Origin of the sequence: Glaciecola sp. XM2 (genome assembly GCF_018595715.1) — a bacterium.
Taxonomy (GTDB): domain Bacteria; phylum Pseudomonadota; class Gammaproteobacteria; order Enterobacterales; family Alteromonadaceae; genus Glaciecola.
In genome coordinates, this window is sequence record NZ_JAHEOJ010000028.1 from 173893 (window position 1) to 193881 (window position 19989).

Here is a 19989-nt window from a genome sequence, read left to right on the forward strand (position 1 = left end):
CCCCCTATTCTAGTCAGAGCATGACCACCATTTTCTTACTATCCATACTTACACAAAATTGTCTAAATTCGAGTAGTCGTTTACACTCGCGCTTCTGATTTTATTCGGAAGTAAACTTATCGACATGAATCATCGCCGTTCGCCATTCAATAAATTTCGCATATTAACGTGTTGCTTCTTAACTCTTTGGATATTGCTCTTAACCATCATACCAGTGCGTGCCGAGCAAGATACAACATCAGATACCACCATCAGTTACTCTCAAGACTATTTTGCCCAGTTTCAGGTGGTTACCCTTGTCGATATGATTCGAGTAGTGCCCGGCGGGACAGCTATTTTTAATAGCTTAGACGATGGCCAGCAGTCTCGCGGACTAGGCGCAACCGGCGCGCAAATACTGATTGACGGTAAGCGCATGTCGGGTAAGGCAAATGATATGTCGACGCGACTTAGCCGTATTCAAGCCGAGCAAGTTCAGCGCATAGACCTTATCAGAGGTAACGCAGAGGGATTAGACGTTCGTAGCCAAGGCGTTTTAATCAATGTTATTTTAAAATCTGATGCTAGTGATGATGTCATTTACTTTTCAGAGTTGGGGCTTATTTTCAATAACCAGCAACACGCAAGACCCCAAGGACTTCTTAATGCTTCAGCTCGAGGCGAACAATTTGAATTCGATGTTGGCCTCAATCACGACCTCTTTTTGCGAGTGACTGATTTCACCGAAGATTTGATGGATGCCGCCAGGAATATTCAGCAGATTAGAACAATTCATCGTGAGTTTTTACGCACAACCAATAGCATTACCACAAATATGCAATACACGTTTGATGATGGCGATGTTCTTCGATTTAACGGGCTGTATAGTGAGGTCAACAGCAACGAGCTAAACATCGAAGACCAGTTTGCGCTTAGCAGCGAAATACCCTTTGCAGAAGAGCTGCTAGATATCAGCCGAGAAGATGATATTTGGGAAATTGGCGGGGACTATGAGACCGACTTAGGCGCTATGGGCACCTTAAAAACGATTATTGTGAGCACCAAACAAACCAATACAGACCAAATTACGCAGTCACGAATCAACAATAGCCAAGCAACCCGCCTTTTTGGCTTTCGCGAAAATTCAGATGAGACGGAGCAAATTATTCGCTCTAATTTAACCAATCAGATATTCAATGACCAAACACTAGAGTTAGGTGTTGAAGCTGCGTTTAATGAACTTAATGCCCTGCAATCATTTAATTTAGGGCCGTTTGAATCATCTCTTATAAAAGAAGACCGCTACGAGCTATTTGCTACGCATTCGCTTAACCTTACTGAATCAATGCATTTTCAAACGGCGCTTATCAGAGAGAGCTCAACCATTTCGCAAGACGCAATTGGCATTGAAAATGAGCGTACGTTTAACTTTTGGAAACCCCGGCTAGAGCTTCGTTATGATGTCGATGCAAAAAATCAACTGCGCTTAGTGGCAGACCGCTCCGTTTCGCAGCTCAACCTGCGTAACTTTATTGCCACAAGAAACACCGACGACGATACCATTAACTTTGGCAACCCCGACCTTGCCCCAGAAAAAGTGTGGCAATATCTTATTGCCTACGAGCACCGTCTCGCGGACGACGCTGGCACCATCGAAATTGAAATTTTTAAAGATGAAATTTCAGATTTTATTACCGATACGCGCAATGCAGATGGCAGCTCTGGCACAGGGAATATAGGCGATGCAAAGCGTTTAGGTCTCAATTTCGAAGCAAGTGGAACACTAGATTTCATTGGTATTTCGGGAGTGCAATTGACCTTTACCTATCAACTTCGCGATACCGAAATGATCGACCCCTTTTTAAACATTGAAAGACGTTTAAACGGTATACCCAAAGAAACATTTTTGCTCGATTTTAGACACGATTTAAAAGACTTAGGCATTGTGTATGGTTTTGACTTGAACAGGCGCACGTATCGCTTTGACCAAAACAGAACTCGATCAGAGATCCGCACTAACATCGTAGACGCCGATGTGGCTTATGTTGAGTACAGCATTAGCTCGGCTATGCGTCTTAGGCTTGAAGTATTGCGACCTTTTGGAGACCGAGAAAGTTATGATCGCACGTTTTTTAATGGCGACATTTCTCAAGGAATTATTGACCGTATTGAATACAGGCAACGAGATGTGAGACCGACGTATATACTCACTTTGCAGTCTACGTTTTAACAAATACTCAAAAGCTACAAAGACAAGGTCACTATTTGTATTAAATCACCATTAAACTGAGCTTTGTCAGCAAATTAAAGTAAAAATACTGTGGGTCAAACAATGAAATCTTTTTAAAACGACCCAGCGACAATGTAAACAAATAGCTTAATCAATAGGTAAACGATGACTTTTATTCATTTTGGATTATTCACGCTCCCAATCTCGCCAGTATTATTGCTTATCAGTATCTTTATTGGCGTCATCGTGACCTTTATTGCCGCAAGAAAACATGAGACCCGTGCGACAGCCAGGCTATTAGTATCGCTGCTCGTTGCATTAGTTGCAGGGAGAGTCACTTTCATATGGCAGTTCTCAGGACAGTTTGAAGGTATTGGCAATATGTTTGATGTATTCGATGGTGGTATCAACTACACGGCTGCATTGATTGCCTTTGCTATCATGTTAGCGGTTCAAATTGTGCGCATTAAGCAGCGTAAAGCATTGATTTCGGGGTTAAGTACTATGGCGGGCATTTATGCCGCTTTTAGCATTGTTATTATCGCCGCGCGCTCTCACGCAATCTTGCCAGATAGCGATTTTTTTACCATAGACGGTCAAAGCGTTAAAATCACCGAGCTTAGTCCACAACAGCCCACCGTTGTTTATTTGTGGGCCAGTGGTTGCGGTCCGTGCATGCAAGACCTTCCGGTGATAGATACGGTCGAAGATAACCATGACGAGGTCACTTTTGTGTCTCTCAATCAAAGTGAGTCTGGGGAGATTGTGCAGCGATTTGTGGAGCGTGAGGGTTTACGCTTTAAGAATTTGCTCATTGATAGCAAAGGTGAAATTGCTGAAAACAAGGGAATATTCACCCTACCCGTCACTTTGTTTTTCGACGTGGACGGGCAGTTAGTGTATCGCCATAGTGGTCCAATTACAGACGACGTATTACAACAACGAATCGCGCAATTATTTTAAATCTTACGAGCGTATTTCTTTATTTCGCTTTTTTGATGGTTGATGAGAATTTACCCACATCGACTTTTACCTTGCGACGCACCCCACCCATATTTTTTAGTTTGTAATACGCTTTTCTACATTCATCAATTAAGCGCTTTAGGCGCAATAAGATAAAATGACGCATTTTTACACCACTTTTCTTTCCGCTGGTATTGAGTGTGGTTTCGGTTTGCCTCATATCGTGCTGTATACCAAAGTGATCGCATACCATCGCTTGCATGGCCACCACCGGCTCTAATTGATAGGTAACCATAAATGGCATTTTAAGGGCAACATCTGCAAGGGTCGCACGCTTGTTGTAGTGTGCGAGCAGTTTTTTCGCACCGCTTGGCCATAATATATAGGCAGCAGCGCCAGCACGCTCTTCTAACAACTGCGTCAATTGGTAACCATTGAGGGCAACGGTATTTTTACCAAAGGTCTTATTTTGTGGGAAGTAACCTTCGAGGTTGACTCTATCTATCCCTTTTACATTGTATGCTTGTTCAGCGGCTGCCATAAACTCTGGCGAGAGAATGACGTCATCTTCAAATATTATGACCGCTTGGTTCATGTCAGCACACTTTTGCCAAAGCGCTTTGTGACTTAAAAAACAGCCTACCTCCCCTCTCGACATAGGTCGAAGATAGGTATAGCGCAACGCCTCGTATTCGCCATCATCGAGGGCCATGCCATTTACTGCATCAAAATACTCGAAATTAATCCCGTATTTTTCTGCTTGCTCTGAGTGAAAGGTTTTGCGAATGCTAGAGCTGGGCATGCAAATGGTAAATATATTCATAAAATCTAGTAAAATGCTCCTACTCGCAGTATAGGATAAATTAGTATTACGGACTAGCCACCGTGACAGCTGTCTTTACCAGTAGCTTTTGTGTTTATTCATGTGCGCTTTTGGCAACCATACTTACTATACCTGTGCCATTAAGCTTGAGTCAGTATTTCTTTGAACTGTCTAAGCACTCTAGGGTTCAATGCAAAAATGACGACCGTGTACGTTATCACGGCAACGCAAATTTGAGCCGCTATATGATACGTCAACACATCAATTGAAATGACCTTAGTGAAAGCGCTTGTTACGGCCCACATGATACAGCAAGCAACGATTTGCTTGTACACGCCTTGAATAAAAACCATCAAACTAATATTTGCAGCACGCAAGCAAGCATTAAGATTAACTAGAAAGTACAATACAACTCTGATCAACAGGGCATAAATTATGGCATACAGTTGGTACTCATCTACCAATACATAAAATACCAACAACGCCACAACGCTCGCAAACGCTTGCCCTTTTAAGCCAAACGCACCCTTAGCGTAAGCTATAAGCAAGCTCGGCAGAAACATAAAAAGAATATTTATGGATGTGAGCAATGCGATGGCGATAAATAAAGGGATAGAGTCGTTCCATTTATCACCAAACAACAAGGTAATGAGATCAGGACCCACTAACGATAAACCAACGAATACTGGTAACACGACGATAGTGCTGACATTGGTGCATTTAACAAACAATACTCCTATATCACTACCGCTGTTATTGCGGTTAGAAAAGACCGTATGAGCATAGCCCATTAACGCATTCTCAATCGCCGCCCGCGGAAGCTCAACGAGTCTATTGGCAAAATTGTAAAACCCAACGGCCGCTGTGCCTAATGTAAGCTCTATAAGCAACACCATGCCTTTGTTATAAATATTGGTGTTCAGAGATTTAAGGGTTACTGGGAGCCCCACGGCAATTTGTTGTTTAAGCCAATCACGCTCTAATGCAAAGGGGAAACGCCGCTTTTCAGTAGCGAGGATAATAAGCATCGTCACAAGCGACATACTGACCGCTTGGACGACTAACACAAACTCTCCAAACGCGTTGAGCGCCAAAGAGATACCTAACGCCATGCCGATGAGCTTTGAGATGAGGGTAATAACGGCAAGTTTACGGAATGCTTTTCTGCGGCGCATATGCACAATATGAACACGTGACATAGACTGCAAAGGTATATAACAAACCGCGATTAAGGCAGCAAAAAATAAGGTTTGTGAACTCACAATAAAAAGATAATAAGCAACAAACACCGCACACGATAACAAGGCGCTCAACAACATCAAAAACCAAAATGCCGTACCATCTTGATTTTGTGTGATATGTTTTTGCCGAATCATGGCGCTTTCTGTTGTCACAACCAACAAAATGGAACAAAGCTCAACAATCGCTAGTAGCAAAACCCCTATGCCGAGCTCGGCAGGCGTTAAGTAAAATGCATAAATAAAAAATGAGATAATCGACAGGCCAACAATGCCTATCTTTTCAAAAAACACCCAAAAAAGTTTGGCGATACGTGAGCTAGCAACGCTCATTAAGTTGCCTCCCCTTTACCAAAACGTTGACTGTGTTTATTCATTTACTTTTCAATATCTGTTTAATAAGGAGATGGACATTGCTGTTCACGCATCTGCTCAATGGCGCGGTCGTATTGTTCAATAATGCTCTGCCAGCTAAATTTTTTGGCTTGTTGCAAGGCTTGCTCACTCAAATCTAGTTCCAAAGCCTGCGCGATCGCATTTGCATATTCGTCAATATTAGTCACGTCACATAAAATACCCGCATCACCGATAATGGTTTTTCTAGATGCATCATTTGGGGCGACAACGCCTAAACCCGATGCCATTGCTTCTATGTAAACCTTGCCAAAAGGCTCATTTAAAGACGGTAACGAAAAAATATCATGACGCCTATAGACCAAAGGCATATTGTCAAAATCGCTCGAAATAATCTCAAACCGTTCAGGTATCAGCTGCTCACACAAGCGCTGGTAATAGTCTTGATCTCGACCACGACCACAAATAGTCAGATGCACACGTTTATCGAGCTTAGATACCGCTTTTATGAGTAACTCTATACGCTTTTGCCCATCTTGATTTAACCGCGTGACTGTTAACACTTTCAATGGGGCATTTTGCTCTGTTGGCTTATCTCTTTGTGGAGAGAATTTATAAGTATCTACGCCGTTTGCAATCAACTTAACGTTTTGACTAGGAGAGTGATGCCTTACAAAGGCCAAACTCTCTTCATTTAATACAATGAGCAAATCAGGTTGTAGCGCCAAGTTCTTCTTTAAAATTGCTTGGTCGTACAACACACCAGAATGTTCGGTGTAAATTATGCTTAACTTACGCCACTTCCTATATAAATAGCATAAATAATGGCCCCAATAGCCGTTGTTAGGGTAGACATAATCAGGTTTAAAGCGATGTATTTGATAAAATAGTGAAAGTGCACAGCTTATTGCTTCTAGAAACAAAGATAGCCTACGCATAATCGTTACCTGTTTATCCCCAAATGGAAAGATGCTAAACAGTTTAAGGAAGCGACTTCTAGAAATGCCGACTAGCTTGCGACTTTCGACTTGCGCAACGTCATAGCAGGAAAGAAACCTCACGTGGTACTTTTGTGCAAGATGGGAGGCAATCTCGATGGCGTTAATTTGTGAGCCGCCATGTGATGTCTTACTTGCGTCGGGATGTATCACGAGCATTCTCTTATTGCTATGCGTCATCGTATATCTTCAATCAAAAATATTTCCTAAACTACCTACCAAACCAACTGTATCAGTCTACTACATCCACGATGATTATGAGAGAAAATGCAGGCTGACGTATAAATGGGCTAGTTACAGTCACGTGTTATAGGAATTTAAAACGTTATACTTATTTATCAATTTCACTTAGTACTTTAGAAATTTTATGCTCAAAGGATAAACCCACAACTTACCGTCATTGGCCTTAAACGTAGCGATCACTGCAAAAATAAAGTTTAAGAGCATCACCAAAATAAACGCTATAACGCTAAGAATTATGCCCAACACATGCACGTATGCGAAAAGCAAAATAACAATAACTGCTAAGTAAATTGTGAAGCTGATAATCCAGTTAATGGTTACCTTACCGTGTTTATCAATTTCATGGTGTCTATCTTTTTGTGCAATCCAAAGTACGATGGGCGCGATAAAGCCCAATCCTGGGGCGATAATGCTGAAAAACTGGCTAAGATGGATTAGCGTACAATACGATTTTAGCTGCATACCCCAATAGTTTTGTGATGATTCCACTTTTTTATTCCTTCCTTTTCTTATTGCCATCAACGAGGTACTTGCTAACCTAACGATACTTTTTCATTGCCATAAACAAACAAGGCAGGGGTAAAAAAGATACGACTGTTAAACCTAGCGCAAATGCGACAAGTCCTATTATTTCAAAGCCAAGCAAAGCAGCGATAATAAAAAACAACAGGCCAGTCACCATGATGCTATTGCCCACATATCTGCCAAAGCCTTCTGGATCAGAAAGTTTTGACTGATCTACCCCATTTATCCAATGCCTTTTGTTTTTTACCGAAATACAATACCCAATGCCCACCAAAGGTAAAGCCGCGGTAAACGTGACGGCTAAAAAGGCGATAAATGATTCTGACATAAAACTTCCCCAAAGATAACAAGTGCAGAAAATACTGCACAATTCTTTTAACGCTTAGAACGCGATCCCCTTGCGCCAGCAGTCTTTATATAGCCAATACACTATCTTACCCGATTTTTGATATTCAAACGCACCAAGATCAACGTGAGTGACGCCAACACTTTGTGTTTTGCCCAGTAAACTCTCGACTTATTTACAAGGTTTTAAAAAATCTTTAAAAAAATACGACCTTAGTATGCAGCACATTGCTTTTATGAGCCCCTCTACTATGCTTTTGATAACTACAATAAGGATTTAGCAATGAACAATTTAAACTCAACATGCTCGCTCTCTAAAATTGCCAAGGCACTCTCTATCGGGCTTTTGCTAGCAAGTATAAATGTCTCTATGACTTACGCAGAAGAAACTAGTGTAGAAGGCAAGTTGCACACTCATCATCATGGCGCAGATGGTCATGCGACCGAACACGAACATCATCATGGCGATGACGGACATAGCAACGAGCATGAACATCACCACGGTGACGACGGACACGCTAACGAGCACGCACACCATCATGGTGACGACGGGCATGCGAATGAGTACGAGCATCATCACAGTGCGTCTAAGCATTTAGATGACGAAGCACATCATCACGAAGATCATGTGCATGATACCGAACATTCACACCACCATGGAATTGATGATGGCCACGCCAATGAGCATGAGCATCACCACGGCGATGATGGCCACGCCAATGAGCACGAGCACCATCATGGTGACGACGGACATGCCAATGAGCATGAACATCATCACGGAGACGATGGGCATGACAGCGAGCATCAGCATCATCACGAAGATGCATCAATGAATGACGCTCATCATCATCACGAAAAGTAAAACTGACGTATAGAAAAACAGCGCTAATAAATATTAGCGCCGTTTTTATGTTCAATGATTGATGCGTTTACTAAAACTCAAATACTGCACCAGTTAACTAAAGTACCTCACTTCGCGCCAGGCTCAGCAAAATGAGTCATCCAATCTTTTACTTCGTTGTACCAATAAATAGAATTATTCGGCTTCAATATCCAATGATTTTCATCTGGGAAGTAAATCATTCTAGATTCAATACCTTTTGTCTGTAGGGTTCTAAATAGCTCAAAGCCTTGTCCAACCGGCACTCGGTAATCAAGTTGCCCGTGAGTAACTAAGGTAGGTGTGGCAAATTTATCGGCAAAGTAATGGGGTGAAATTGACTTGTAAATGTCTGGATTTTCCCAATAACTACCAAAGCGAGTTGAATGAACAGAGAAATCTGCAGCCATTTGAGAATACATATTATAAACCGCTGCATGGATAAGTAGTGCCTTAAATGGATGCTCTGTACCCAACAATATTGAACTTAAGTAACCGCCATAACTGGCACCACCGGCTACCATTCTGTCGGTATCAATCCACTCTTGTTGCATAAACCAATCGGTTGCCGCGCGCACATCTTCGAGCGGTTTTGTTTTCCAATCGGGGTTGATAGCGTCAGCAAAGGCTTGCCCATAACCGCTAGAACCGTGGAAGTTTGGCCATGCCGTAACATATCCCCAAGATGCAAAGGTTTGGGCATTCCAACGGTAGTGAAAACCATCGGTTATCGCGTTGTGAGGGCCACCGTGGATAAGTAAAAACAAAGGGTATTTTTTGTTCTTGTCAAAGCCAGGAGGATAATGCACCCACATTTGAATATCTTTACCATCTGCCCCTTGATAAGTAACAGACTCATAACTTCCAAGCTCCACATTACTTAAGATGTCATCGTTAAAACTATCTAAACGCATAACATCACCATCACTAATGGCCACCTTGACCAGTTGCGCTGGGTGCAAAAAGCTTTCATTAGTCGCGACTAAGTAGTTGCTTGATAAAATTTGCGGGGTTGAAAAGTTTGTGGCTTTGGTAATGGCTTCAAATTTTCCATTTCGAGCATTAATGTAATACAAACGGCGTGTACCCGCATCGTCAACCGAGCTATAGAACCCTCTTCCGTTAGCGGCCCAGACGATATTGCTCATAGAACGATCCCAAGTATCGTTTACGACAGTCGTGGTTGATTTAGCAATATCATAAAGCTTAATACGAGCCGTATCTGCGTAAAAACCGGCAATTTGACGACTTAAATAAGCAAGGGTTTTGCCGTCTGGGCTGAAGGTCGGTGAAAAATCAGGGGCTACATTGTCAGAAGTAATGTTGGTTGCTTCTGATTCACCAATTTTGCCTATAAATAGGTCGGTTTTTGGGTCAACTTGGTTCTCCCAACCGTTCGCATTAAAGGCAATATATGTTTCAGTCGGGTCGATATCGTAACTACTGGCACTGTGCGAGGAGCGCGGAAGTTCTATTCCCATCGCCTGAGTAATACCTTGAATGTCGCCGCCCGTAGATGGGACGCGAAACACGTGAGCTTGGCGTTCTTCATCTATCCAACGGTCAAAAGATGAATACGGTAATGCATTCCACTGCCACGCTGACACCTTTTTGTCTTTCAGGTGTTTGAGCGCATCGGTCATTTCTTCCCAGCTCTTATCTGGCCAGACCGAACTAGTAAAATAAAGATGTTGCCCTACCCATTTAAGCGAGGAGGCACCAGTTGGCACCTCGGTAAGTCGCGTAGCCTCTCCAGCTTTTGTCATGGGCAAAATATAAATTTGGCCGGCATCGTCATCATTGCGTTTGCTCACAAATGCAAGATATTCAGAGTTAGGTGAAAATACTGCCTGACTTACGCTCAAACCTTTTGCGGTAAGCGCTCTAGCGCCTTTGCCATCAACATCAAACAGAAAAAGTTGAGTAGCACCTTTATCTTCAGGTACATCATAATGGGTAACCGGCGCAACAATAAAGTTTCCGTCAGGCGATACAACGGGTTGACCTATGCGGCTCAATTGCCATAGGGTTTCTACGCTTAAGGTGTTGTCACTCTGCTTGCCTGCTTCACTTTGCGTATCAACAGACGTTGCCGAAACAGACGCAAAAGAGAACATCATCAAGCCAATGAAGGTGAGTAATTTGTTCAATGGAATATCCTTAATCAAAGTGGTTTTTTGAGAAATCTATACTAATTCATTGTGCTATTAAAGCGCCAATCGAGAGAGAATGTAAACAGATTTAACATACAACTGAGGCTCAGATATTTCGACTAATCAGAGCCTTTAGCAGATGTGTGTTTGGTCATTTTTATATTTGCGGTAAAGCCTTCGTCATCTTTTAGGACTCGAACCTCACGCTGCGGGAATGGAATATCAATATTGTTAGCCTTGAGTGTTTCAAAAATCGTCAGCAGTAAATCGCCGCCAACTCGGTTTTTGCCATCATCAATCCCTTCAATCCAAAACTCGACAAACATATTGATGCCAGAGTCTCCAAAGCTGTCGATTTCACAGTCGGGGCGCTCTTCAAATGGCACATCTAAGCCACTTATCACTTGCGGATGCTCTGCAACCGCTTCCTTAATCACTTCTACCATCGCTCGAATATCGGTTGAATATGGCACCGAAAAATCCACGCGATAACGCTGCTTAGGATCTTTATGGGTCCAGTTAATCATCAGCGACGAAATAAACTTTTCATTAGGTACAAGTATATCTTTGCCGTCGTAGGTTTCGAGGACGGTATAGCGCATGCGAAACTCACGAACAAACCCTTTTTGGCCGTCATCCATTTCAACAAAATCACCCACTGTAAGTGACTTATCGAGCAGAATAATGATCCCCGATATAAAGTTCGACGCAATTGTCTGCAAACCTAAGCCTAGGCCTACGCCAAGCGCACCGCCAAAAACCGCCAGCGTTGTCAAATTGATACCCATCACGTTGAGTAGCAGCAAGGCTATAATACAAAAAATCGTCACCTCAAAGAGCTTGGAAAAAACCTCACGAGTGGGCACATCTAAAGATTCTTGGCGCTTTATGACTGATTTTCCGAAGTTGTTCGATGCTCTTCCTAACCAGAATAAGAAACTACCAAATATGACAACTCTAACAATGCCATAGGCCGTGATATTAATATTGCCGACTTCTATAGACGCTTCTTGCAGCACGCCAATTAGTGCGGGCAGCAGTCCAACGAGTTTGAGAAAAATAATGGGCAGGCCAATCCACTTAAACAGCGACGCAACCATTTCATTGACAACAAACGCGTTTACCAATGCCATAAAAAACAGAATGACCGCAAGCGCATAGGCCGATTTTATCAGCCATGGAGAATATGCTAGCGCCTCTGAGAAACCAGAAGACATCATCAATAGCACGAGGGCCAACAGCGGAAAAATGACCTCACCAACGCGATAAATCAAATGCACGATAGGGTGCGTTGCTTCGGTAGGCTTATCTTGCATGAACTTAACCGATGAACGTACTTTTCTGGAAAACAAAAAGGCAAGTAAATAGATAAAGCCAACAATGGCGAGCTGAAAATATGTATGCGGCATGCTGAGCGCCGTTTCAGCTAGACTCAAAAACGTTTTTACGTTGGCGATGATCTCATCAAAATTCATAGGTATTCAACTTAGGGCAGTAGAACAGCATTATTAATATTGGTCTTACCACTATCACATCTAAAAATAGACGATAGTAGACCGTTTATGTGCGTTTCGAACTATGCATACTAATTCAATGTTTAAATAAAAGGCAATCACTTCCCTACTTCGATGAAATTTGAAGGTGGGTTAGTAGTGGTGCTTTTCACCTTCTTTGTGCGAATGTTGTCGGCAAGCATCAGTAGGCTAGGCGTCACAAATAACGTCAGCACTGTAGCAAAGGTTAACCCTCCTGCGATAGTGCTGGCCAGCATTGTCCACCATTGCGCTGAAGGCGCACCTATAGAGATATCACGCTCCAATATATTGATGGTGAGTGCAAAAACCATCGGCATCAAGCCCAAGATTGTGGTGACGGATGTAAGAAGCACCGGCCTTATACGCTGTGCGCAGGTGCGTAAAATGGCATCTTTACCTAATACACCCTGTGACACAAGGTCGTTGTAAGTATCAATCAATACTATGTTGTTATTGACCACAATTCCCGCTAAGGCAATAACGCCTATCCCGCCCATGACAATACCAAACGCTTGACCGGTTGCAAGAAGCCCTAAAAGCACCCCTGCGGTAGAAAATACAATTGCACTTAGTACGATAAATGCTTGATAAAAGCTATTAAACTGCGTCACCAATATGACTAGCATCAAAAAGATAGAGGCGATAAACGCATTGGTTAAGAAGCCCATCGCTTCTTGTGAGTCTTCATCTTGCCCCTTGAATTTTAAAGTAACGCCTCTAGGTAGCGGATTTTCCATCAATGCTGCACGTAACTCTTTTACTTGCGCATCTGGTAATAGGTCATCGGCAACGTTCGATTTGATAGACATAGCTCGCTGTCCATCGGTACGCGAGACTCGCCCCATTTTCTGCGCGGGTTCAAAACTCACAAAGTTACGAATAGGCACAAGCCCGTTATTCGTCGGTATCGTTAAGGCATATAGCTGTTCAAGATTACGGCTTTCTAACGGGAATCGTAAGCGAATTTCAACTTCGTCTTCAACGTCATCTGGACGATACTCAGCTAACAAAGCGCCGTTAGTGATGAGCGTTACCGCATTACCAAGCAAGGTCACATCCACATTATACTTGGCCGCAAGCTCGCGATTTACCTTTAAGCGCCACTCAATGCTCGGCAAAGGTCTAGAATCTTCAACATCTTCAAAACCGCCAATTTCTTCCATAAGCTTGCGCACATGCATAACTGCCGGTTCAAGTGCTGATGGATTTTGCGCATTGATGTCTAGCTGAATAGGTTTGCCTGCTGAAGGACCAGACTCTTGCTTACGAATTTGCACGTTTATTCCGGCAATATTGGCGACCTTGTCTCTCATCCCTTCAATTAATTGGTCAGCTGGGGGACGCGTTTGCCAATCGCTTAACTCTAATTGAATCACGCCAACAACATCTTCTGGCATATCAGATTGCGACTGCATGCCGGCCCCCATGGTTTTGGTATACACAGAGTCTAAGTGCGGCTGACTGAGCATGATATTCTCAACCTGAGCGACAAGCGCGTCTCGCTCAACAATCGACAAATCACCGCGAGCTTGCACTTGAACCTGAATAAACTCTGGCTCAATTTCTGGGAAAAACTCCACGCCTTTACCAAAGGTAAAATACGCGATGTAAGCAATTAATAGAGCAACAACGGCTGTCGACACCGACTTTCCGGGATGTCTTAAAATGTGATTTAAGATATTGAGATACCGACCTACCCAGCCCTTAATACTCTCTAAATCACCTTTTTGGGCCGCTCGGATGTCTGCACTAGTGGTGGAGTCATCGTGCTTATCCTTTGTAAAATCTTTGCTCCGAGTTATCACGCTACCGAGCACTGGAATGAAAATCAGCGCCATAAATAACGATGCAATCAATGTGATGATCACAGTAATGGGTAAGAACTTCATAAACTCACCGACTAATCCCGGCCAGACTAGCAAGGGCGCGAAAACGACCAATGTTGTGACGGTAGATGCAATGATCGGCCAAGACATTCTTTTTGAAGCAGAGGCAAATGCAGTTTTTGGCGACTCCCCGTCCTGCATGTAGCGATCTGCAAGCTCTATCGTGACAATTGCCCCATCAACAAGCATGCCCACCACAAGAATAAGCGCGAATAGCACCACGATATTTAAGGTAAACCCAAAAAAGTTAATCACAACCATTGCCGCTAAAAATGAACCCGGAATGGCGAGACCAACAAGTATTGATGGGCGCACACCAAGCGCTGCCACAATCACAATCATCACCAGCACAATCGCCGTCATGACGTTGTTTTCTAAATCGCCTAACATGGTTTTTATTTGGTCGGATTTATCTTGCAGGTACCGCACACTCACGGTGCTAGGCCACGCTTGTTGAGCAGCGGTTACAACCGCCCTTACTTGGTCAACTGTTTCAATAATATTGGCACCGGAACGCTTTGATATTTCAAGTACTAAGGCCTGCTCGCCTTGAATACGAGCGAAGGTTGTTGGGTCTTTAAATGTGCGCCGAATACTAGCCACATCAGCAAACGTCACGATGGTGTCACCGACACGCTTAACTGGTAAGGTCGATAAGTCTTCCATGGTTTCGATCACGCCTGGCACCTTAAACACCATTCTGCCAGCACCGGTGTCAAGCGCACCCGCTGCTACTAAGCGATTGTTTGAACTAACAAAATTGAAAACATCGGTAAATGACAGTTGATAGGTTTCAAGCGCAATGGGGTCGACCACTACTTCAAGTAATTCCTCTCTATCACCACCCACATTTACTTCTAACACGCCCGAAAGTGCTTCAATTTCATCTTTGAGGCTTTGCGCGATGTTAAGTAGCGAGCGCTCCGGCAAGTCACCAGATAGCACCACGGTTAATACAGGAAATAGCGACACGTTTACTTCTGTCACTCTAGGCTCATCGCTTCCCGGCGGAAGCTCTGCCTTCGCTCTGTCGACTTTCTCTCGCACATCTAGCAGGGCTTGGTCGGCATCAAAGCCTGCATCAAACTCTAGCGTAACGGAGGCAAAGCCTTGTGATCCAGTTGCTTTCATTTCTCGCAAACCAGCGATACTTTGCAGTTCTTTTTCTAGAGGACGAATCAGCAGTCTTTCCCCATCTTCCGGTGAAATGCCGTCATACCCTACTGACACATAGACAATAGGAATTGTCACATCAGGCTCGGCTTCTTTTGGAATAGAAAAGTACGAGCTAGCACCTGCAATAAGCAGCATGATAAAGATGATTGCTATGGAGCGTGCGCGGGTGAATGCTGCATCGATTATTGTATACATATTACTGGCTCGCACCAACTAGTTCTGTTGAGCCTAACATGGTATTAGACTGCTCAACACGCACCTCACTGCCAGCGATGACAAAGCCCTGACCACTGACAATAACATCAGCTTGTTTTGGCAATCCAGATACCCAAGCGCCGTTAGAGTCACTTTGCAATATATCGACACTGTAGAATTCTACTCGGTTATCGCTGCTGACCGTTTTCACCCCAATTTCGCCCTTCTCATTGAGAGAAAACAATGCAGGAGACACAAAATGCGCATCGACTATTTCAGTGGCGATTTTGGCCTTCGCACTCATGCCGCTTTTAAGACTCCCATCGGTATTGTCGATTTCAATCTCTACCAAAAACGTACGGGTTTGTTCATTTGCTCTTGGCGATATGTAACGCACCTCGCCTACTGCAGATTGACCAGTAGATAGCTCAATATCTGCCTGAGTACCCACACGCAAGCGGTTTATATTTTGCTGTGCGACATTCACGCTGACGACTAATGGGTTCTGTTCTAGTAATACGGCGACAGGGGTATTCACCTGCACGAAGTCACCTTGTTCTAATAACATCGTCTCAAGCACCCCACTAAATGGCGCTACTATATTCGTTCTAGCGATATCAACTCTAATCCTTTCAATGGCAGCTTCAGAGGCCTTTACCATCGCTAAGGCTTGGTCGAGCTCACTTTGAGACTGATAGTTTTGTTGCGCCAAACGTTGCAAACGCTCATATGTACGCTGACGAGATTGCAAAAGCGCTTCTTGCTCTGCCAATAATAATTGTCGCTCGTCAATTTCAATGCGCGCAATAGAGTCACCTTTTTCAATTGCCATACCCTCTTTTGCATTTACGCTCGCTAATAATCCTTCGGTTTGCGCTCGAACTTGTAACACACGATTTGGCTCAACCTGACCATTTGACGTCACATATAGTGGTGTTTGTTGCGCGGTCATGGTTTGCACTGCCACTTTAAACAACGGAGCACTAGATGTATCAACACCATCACCACCAGTGCTTTGGGCATCGTTTTTAAAGTTACCCGACAGCATCCACATGCAAAGTGCAAGGGTGATAAAGAGGGCAAGTATGTTTGATTTTTTCATGTAATCTCTCAAAAAAGGGAGTCAGCGGGTTCTTTTAAACTCAAGACGTAAGGTCTTGGATGGCGCTTTTAAAGCTTTGATAAAACGTTTTCATTTCTGTCAATCGCTGCTGTGCGCCGCTAATACTTGGGTCATTAGCAAGCAATTGATTTTGTGTCTGCTCAATTACATCTGTTGCGTGCGTGGTGCGCGCTTCGATGCCTTGCATCAAGCTCAAATAGGGGTTTTCTTTCAACTTAAAGTAATCTTGTCGTTCACCACGCTTGGTAACGCGTTCTATCATTCCTAAATGGACTAGCAGACGCGTATTAGTCGAAACACTGCCTCGACTCACGGCTAAACGCTCGCTTAACTGAGAAAAACTATAGGGTTCGTCATACATAATTAAAACCGCAAGTATGCGACCTGCAATGCGAGGCAGCCCGTCTGACTGGGACATCAACCCCATCTTCTCGATAAATTCGTCGATTACGTTTTCGTTACTGTCATTCATAAAATGTTTTGGCCTTCTTTGCAGTTTGTTTAGTATAAACTAAACAAACTATACAAACCATATAATTTATACGACTAACTCATCTTTCGTATTATCAGCAATAATCATTAGGAAAATTTTCATTTAACTGATGTTTTTTGGTAAACCTTTAATGAAACGCGCATATATAAGCGATACCTAGAAGTAAAAAGGAGGCAATGGCCCTTATACAAGCTAAACATTTATTGTTATTATCGCTCAGTACTTAATTACCATCATGGAAGCAGTTTAAATGATTAAACCTATTGTTCTGGCAGGCGGGACTGGAAGCCGCTTATGGCCAAAGTCGCGTGCGGCGCTCCCCAAGCAGTTTTTATCCCTCACCTCTGAACGAACGATGTTACAAGACACCATTTTGCGATTGCATCAAGACATGGTCGAAAACCCAATGGTGATTTGTAATGAAGATCATCGCTTCTTAGCTGCTGAACAACTGCACAGAGCAAACATTGAGCATGATGGTATTTTGCTTGAACCGGCAGGGCGAAATACAGCACCAGCCATTGCGCTTGCCGCTATGCTTAGTCAAAAAAGCGATGATGATCCGATTCTATTGGTACTTGCCGCTGATCATCTAATTGACGATGATGCGGCTTTTGCCAAGGCCATCGAGCAAGCACAGGCCCTTGCACAAAACGACAAGCTCGTGACATTTGGCATTGTTCCAACCGAGGCTCACACCGGTTACGGATACATCAAAGCCGGTGAAGCGGTAGGAGAAGGCAATTCAGTTGAGGAGTTTGTTGAAAAGCCAGATACACAAACTGCCCAGCGCTATGTAGATTCTGGGCAATATTTTTGGAACAGCGGAATGTTTATGTTTAAAGCAAGTGTCTACTTGCGTGAACTAGAACAGCATCGCCCGGATATTTACGCTGCATGCAAGGCGGCCGTTAGCGCGCCACAAAGAGACCTATCTTTTGTCAGAATTGATGCCGAAGCATTCAAAAAGTGTCCTGATGAATCCGTTGACTATGCAGTAATGGAGAAAACCAAAGCCGCATGCATGGTCAGCCTCGATGCAGGTTGGAATGATGTAGGCAGTTGGAGTTCACTTTGGGAGACCAGCAATAAAAAAGACGCGTCGGGCAATGTCGCCATTGGTGATGTGATGCTAGAGGGCGTAAATAACAGTTATATCAATTCTGAACAGCGTCTGGTGTCGGTCATCGGTCTAGATGATGTTGTTGTGGTGGAAACCAAAGATGCTGTGTTGGTGGCTAACCGCAATAAAGTACAAGATATCAAGAAAGTGGTGAACGCCCTAAAATCAGAGCAGCGCCCAGAGTTTGAGTTTCATCGCGAGGTGTTTAGACCTTGGGGAAGCTATGACTCCATTGACAGCGGTGAACGTCATCAAGTTAAGCGCATTACTGTAAAGCCTGGAGAAAAGCTCTCTGTGCAAATGCATCATCATCGCGCTGAGCACTGGATTGTGGTCAGTGGCACTGCTAGCGTGACCATTGGTGAAGAAACCCATCTGGTCACTGAGAACGAGTCTGTTTATATTCCGGTGGGCGAAGTCCACGCGCTTGAAAACCCAGGCAAGATTCCGCTGCACTTAATAGAAGTACAATCAGGTAGTTATCTTGGCGAAGACGACATTGTTAGGTTTTCTGACAGATACGGGCGCACTGACTAGGGCGCCCTCCTCACTCACTCTTTAATGTTCTTGCGGTTGCGTTTAAAGGCAATCACCATTAATTTTTGACTGTATACAGAGATGGAATGGTCAGATAGCAGTTTTGACCAAATCACCGACTTATAAATCATTGCTTTTATTCGGTAGAAAAAACTTACTGTATACAGCACTTTTACATCTTCAAAGTCACCTGGGTTACAGTTAGTTAAATAGCGCATGTTGCCCGCATGCATATACCCACCGAACTTTTCTTGTAGCCACGTTGCGAGGCGCTCACCAGCCCCTGGAATGAGTTTTGCCACGAGTGAAAATAGTGTCACGGTAACATCACCAGGCGGTAACATGGTGACGCAGTCAGCTGCATTCACCAAACGATGAATAGGCGTTTTGATATTGTTTATCCAATCGTCGTTACCTACTCTTGGAGAACCAAAAGTATAGCATGCTGCAAGCCCTCCTTTGTGATGGGTAAACTTTGTTGCCACAGTAGCCAGTGCACCACCAAGAGAATGACCGGTAATATAAAGCGGCTTATCTTGTAGCTCTGGCATCGATAAAGTCTCTTCAATATCCTTTCTTACGCACTGGTATGCATCATAAAAGCCAGAGTGAATCATGCCTTGCGTTTCGCATTTGCGTATATTGGCGCGCGCATCTGCTTTTATGTCTCGTAAACTGTCGGTTTCAGTGCCTCTAAATACCAACACCATATAGTCTTCGTTTTGCACAAGCATGGCTTGTGTGCCGCCCGCGTCAAAGGTTTTGATTGTCGTAAACGCAAATTCACTCAGCTGTTTATCAAGGCGCTCGCGCTCTTGCTCATTATCATAAGCAACACGCTCAATTAGTGCGCCAAGGGTTGCCGCGCGATCCTCATCAACCATAGTTGCAACGCGTTGAATAAAATATGATTTGATATACTCAGGGCTTTGGCCATTCTGTTGTGCGGCAAAAAGCGGATTAAAACGTATATAAACAAGTTCAGATAACACCGACATCACCCAAGCAGTGCGATCGCTATACGCTTGACGATATGTTGGTAATGATAACTTTAAAATGCTTTGTGCGTTTTGTTGCTGTTCTAAGGATTTAAAGTAACTATCGGTCATGCTGCACCTCCTTTTGTGTTATCACACACATTCGTTTCTTTTTTTTGATTTACGCGCTTATATCGTGCGCCTATGACTAAG

General features: G+C 43.6%; 15 protein-coding genes. 4 read left to right on the plus strand and 11 right to left on the minus strand.

Annotation, left to right across the window (positions count from 1 at the left end):
- The first annotated feature begins 124 nt into the window (after positions 1-124).
- Both KJ365_RS16230 and KJ365_RS16235 read left to right on the plus strand, forming a co-directional pair.
- On the plus strand, positions 125-2209 hold the full coding sequence (locus KJ365_RS16230) for a TonB-dependent receptor plug domain-containing protein (protein ID WP_214452723.1): 2085 nt from the start codon (positions 125-127) through the stop codon (positions 2207-2209).
- Positions 2210-2374: 165 nt separating this feature from the next.
- A complete protein-coding gene (locus KJ365_RS16235) occupies positions 2375-3172 on the plus strand; it encodes a TlpA family protein disulfide reductase (RefSeq protein ID WP_214452724.1) in 798 nt (265 codons plus the stop codon).
- A gap of 19 nt (positions 3173-3191) precedes the next feature.
- Here KJ365_RS16235 and KJ365_RS16240 read toward each other — a convergent pair whose 3' ends face one another.
- The 5 genes from KJ365_RS16240 to KJ365_RS16260 form a co-directional block, all read right to left on the minus strand.
- Positions 3192-3995, minus strand: a complete 804-nt coding sequence (locus KJ365_RS16240) for a glycosyltransferase family 25 protein (protein ID WP_214452725.1) — start codon at positions 3993-3995, stop codon at positions 3192-3194.
- 140 nt (positions 3996-4135) lie between these two features.
- Positions 4136-5566, minus strand: coding sequence for an oligosaccharide flippase family protein (locus KJ365_RS16245; RefSeq protein ID WP_214452726.1), 1431 nt, complete (start codon positions 5564-5566; stop codon positions 4136-4138).
- 62 nt (positions 5567-5628) lie between these two features.
- The gene (locus tag KJ365_RS16250; protein WP_214452727.1) at positions 5629-6765 is read right to left on the minus strand and encodes a glycosyltransferase; all 1137 of its coding nucleotides are present in this window, start codon (positions 6763-6765) and stop codon (positions 5629-5631) included.
- A 168-nt stretch (positions 6766-6933) separates the two neighbouring features.
- Positions 6934-7317, minus strand: a complete 384-nt coding sequence (locus KJ365_RS16255) for a DUF4870 domain-containing protein (protein ID WP_352109444.1) — start codon at positions 7315-7317, stop codon at positions 6934-6936.
- Positions 7318-7366: 49 nt separating this feature from the next.
- Complete coding sequence (locus KJ365_RS16260) at positions 7367-7681, minus strand: hypothetical protein (protein WP_214452729.1); 315 nt, start codon at positions 7679-7681, stop codon at positions 7367-7369.
- Between the two features lie 300 nt (positions 7682-7981).
- On the opposite strand from KJ365_RS16260, the gene KJ365_RS16265 reads away from it, so the two are divergent.
- Positions 7982-8560, plus strand: a complete 579-nt coding sequence (locus KJ365_RS16265; RefSeq protein WP_214452730.1) for a hypothetical protein — start codon at positions 7982-7984, stop codon at positions 8558-8560.
- A gap of 107 nt (positions 8561-8667) precedes the next feature.
- Here the strand turns inward: KJ365_RS16265 and KJ365_RS16270 are convergent, their stop codons facing one another.
- The 5 genes from KJ365_RS16270 to KJ365_RS16290 all read right to left on the minus strand — a co-directional run bounded on the left by KJ365_RS16270 (position 8668) and on the right by KJ365_RS16290 (position 17118).
- Positions 8668-10695 (minus strand): S9 family peptidase, encoded by a 2028-nt coding sequence (locus KJ365_RS16270; RefSeq protein ID WP_214452822.1) that lies wholly within the window; start codon positions 10693-10695, stop codon positions 8668-8670.
- A gap of 155 nt (positions 10696-10850) precedes the next feature.
- Entirely contained in the window at positions 10851-12206 is a 1356-nt protein-coding gene (locus KJ365_RS16275; protein ID WP_214452731.1) for a mechanosensitive ion channel family protein, read from the minus strand.
- 137 nt (positions 12207-12343) lie between these two features.
- Positions 12344-15523 carry an efflux RND transporter permease subunit gene (locus KJ365_RS16280; protein ID WP_214452732.1) on the minus strand — a complete coding sequence of 1060 codons (3180 nt, stop codon included), beginning with the start codon at positions 15521-15523 and terminating at the stop codon, positions 12344-12346.
- 1 nt (position 15524) lies between these two features.
- Positions 15525-16625, minus strand: coding sequence for an efflux RND transporter periplasmic adaptor subunit (locus tag KJ365_RS16285; protein WP_214452733.1), 1101 nt, complete (start codon positions 16623-16625; stop codon positions 15525-15527).
- A gap of 40 nt (positions 16626-16665) precedes the next feature.
- Complete coding sequence (locus tag KJ365_RS16290; RefSeq protein ID WP_214452734.1) at positions 16666-17118, minus strand: GbsR/MarR family transcriptional regulator; 453 nt, start codon at positions 17116-17118, stop codon at positions 16666-16668.
- A 274-nt stretch (positions 17119-17392) separates the two neighbouring features.
- Here KJ365_RS16290 and KJ365_RS16295 point away from each other — a divergent pair, with 274 nt between their 5' ends.
- Positions 17393-18799 (plus strand): mannose-1-phosphate guanylyltransferase/mannose-6-phosphate isomerase, encoded by a 1407-nt coding sequence (locus KJ365_RS16295; RefSeq protein ID WP_352109447.1) that lies wholly within the window; start codon positions 17393-17395, stop codon positions 18797-18799.
- 14 nt (positions 18800-18813) lie between these two features.
- Here KJ365_RS16295 and KJ365_RS16300 read toward each other — a convergent pair whose 3' ends face one another.
- The gene (locus tag KJ365_RS16300; RefSeq protein ID WP_214452736.1) at positions 18814-19908 is read right to left on the minus strand and encodes a lipase family protein; all 1095 of its coding nucleotides are present in this window, start codon (positions 19906-19908) and stop codon (positions 18814-18816) included.
- Between the last annotated feature and the right edge of the window lie 81 nt (positions 19909-19989).

Coding starts and splice junctions, on each gene's coding strand:
- KJ365_RS16245 (WP_214452726.1), bottom strand. CDS start 5,566: ATGAGCGTTGCTAGCTCACGTATCGCCAAACTTTTTTGGGTGTTTTTT.
- KJ365_RS16230 (WP_214452723.1), top strand. CDS start 125: ATGAATCATCGCCGTTCGCCATTCAATAAATTTCGCATATTAACGTGT.
- KJ365_RS16270 (WP_214452822.1), bottom strand. CDS start 10,695: ATGTTCTCTTTTGCGTCTGTTTCGGCAACGTCTGTTGATACGCAAAGT.
- KJ365_RS16240 (WP_214452725.1), bottom strand. CDS start 3,995: ATGAATATATTTACCATTTGCATGCCCAGCTCTAGCATTCGCAAAACC.
- KJ365_RS16300 (WP_214452736.1), bottom strand. CDS start 19,908: ATGACCGATAGTTACTTTAAATCCTTAGAACAGCAACAAAACGCACAA.
- KJ365_RS16265 (WP_214452730.1), top strand. CDS start 7,982: ATGAACAATTTAAACTCAACATGCTCGCTCTCTAAAATTGCCAAGGCA.
- KJ365_RS16235 (WP_214452724.1), top strand. CDS start 2,375: ATGACTTTTATTCATTTTGGATTATTCACGCTCCCAATCTCGCCAGTA.
- KJ365_RS16250 (WP_214452727.1), bottom strand. CDS start 6,765: ATGACGCATAGCAATAAGAGAATGCTCGTGATACATCCCGACGCAAGT.
- KJ365_RS16260 (WP_214452729.1), bottom strand. CDS start 7,681: ATGTCAGAATCATTTATCGCCTTTTTAGCCGTCACGTTTACCGCGGCT.
- KJ365_RS16280 (WP_214452732.1), bottom strand. CDS start 15,523: ATGTATACAATAATCGATGCAGCATTCACCCGCGCACGCTCCATAGCA.
- KJ365_RS16290 (WP_214452734.1), bottom strand. CDS start 17,118: ATGAATGACAGTAACGAAAACGTAATCGACGAATTTATCGAGAAGATG.
- KJ365_RS16275 (WP_214452731.1), bottom strand. CDS start 12,206: ATGAATTTTGATGAGATCATCGCCAACGTAAAAACGTTTTTGAGTCTA.
- KJ365_RS16285 (WP_214452733.1), bottom strand. CDS start 16,625: ATGAAAAAATCAAACATACTTGCCCTCTTTATCACCCTTGCACTTTGC.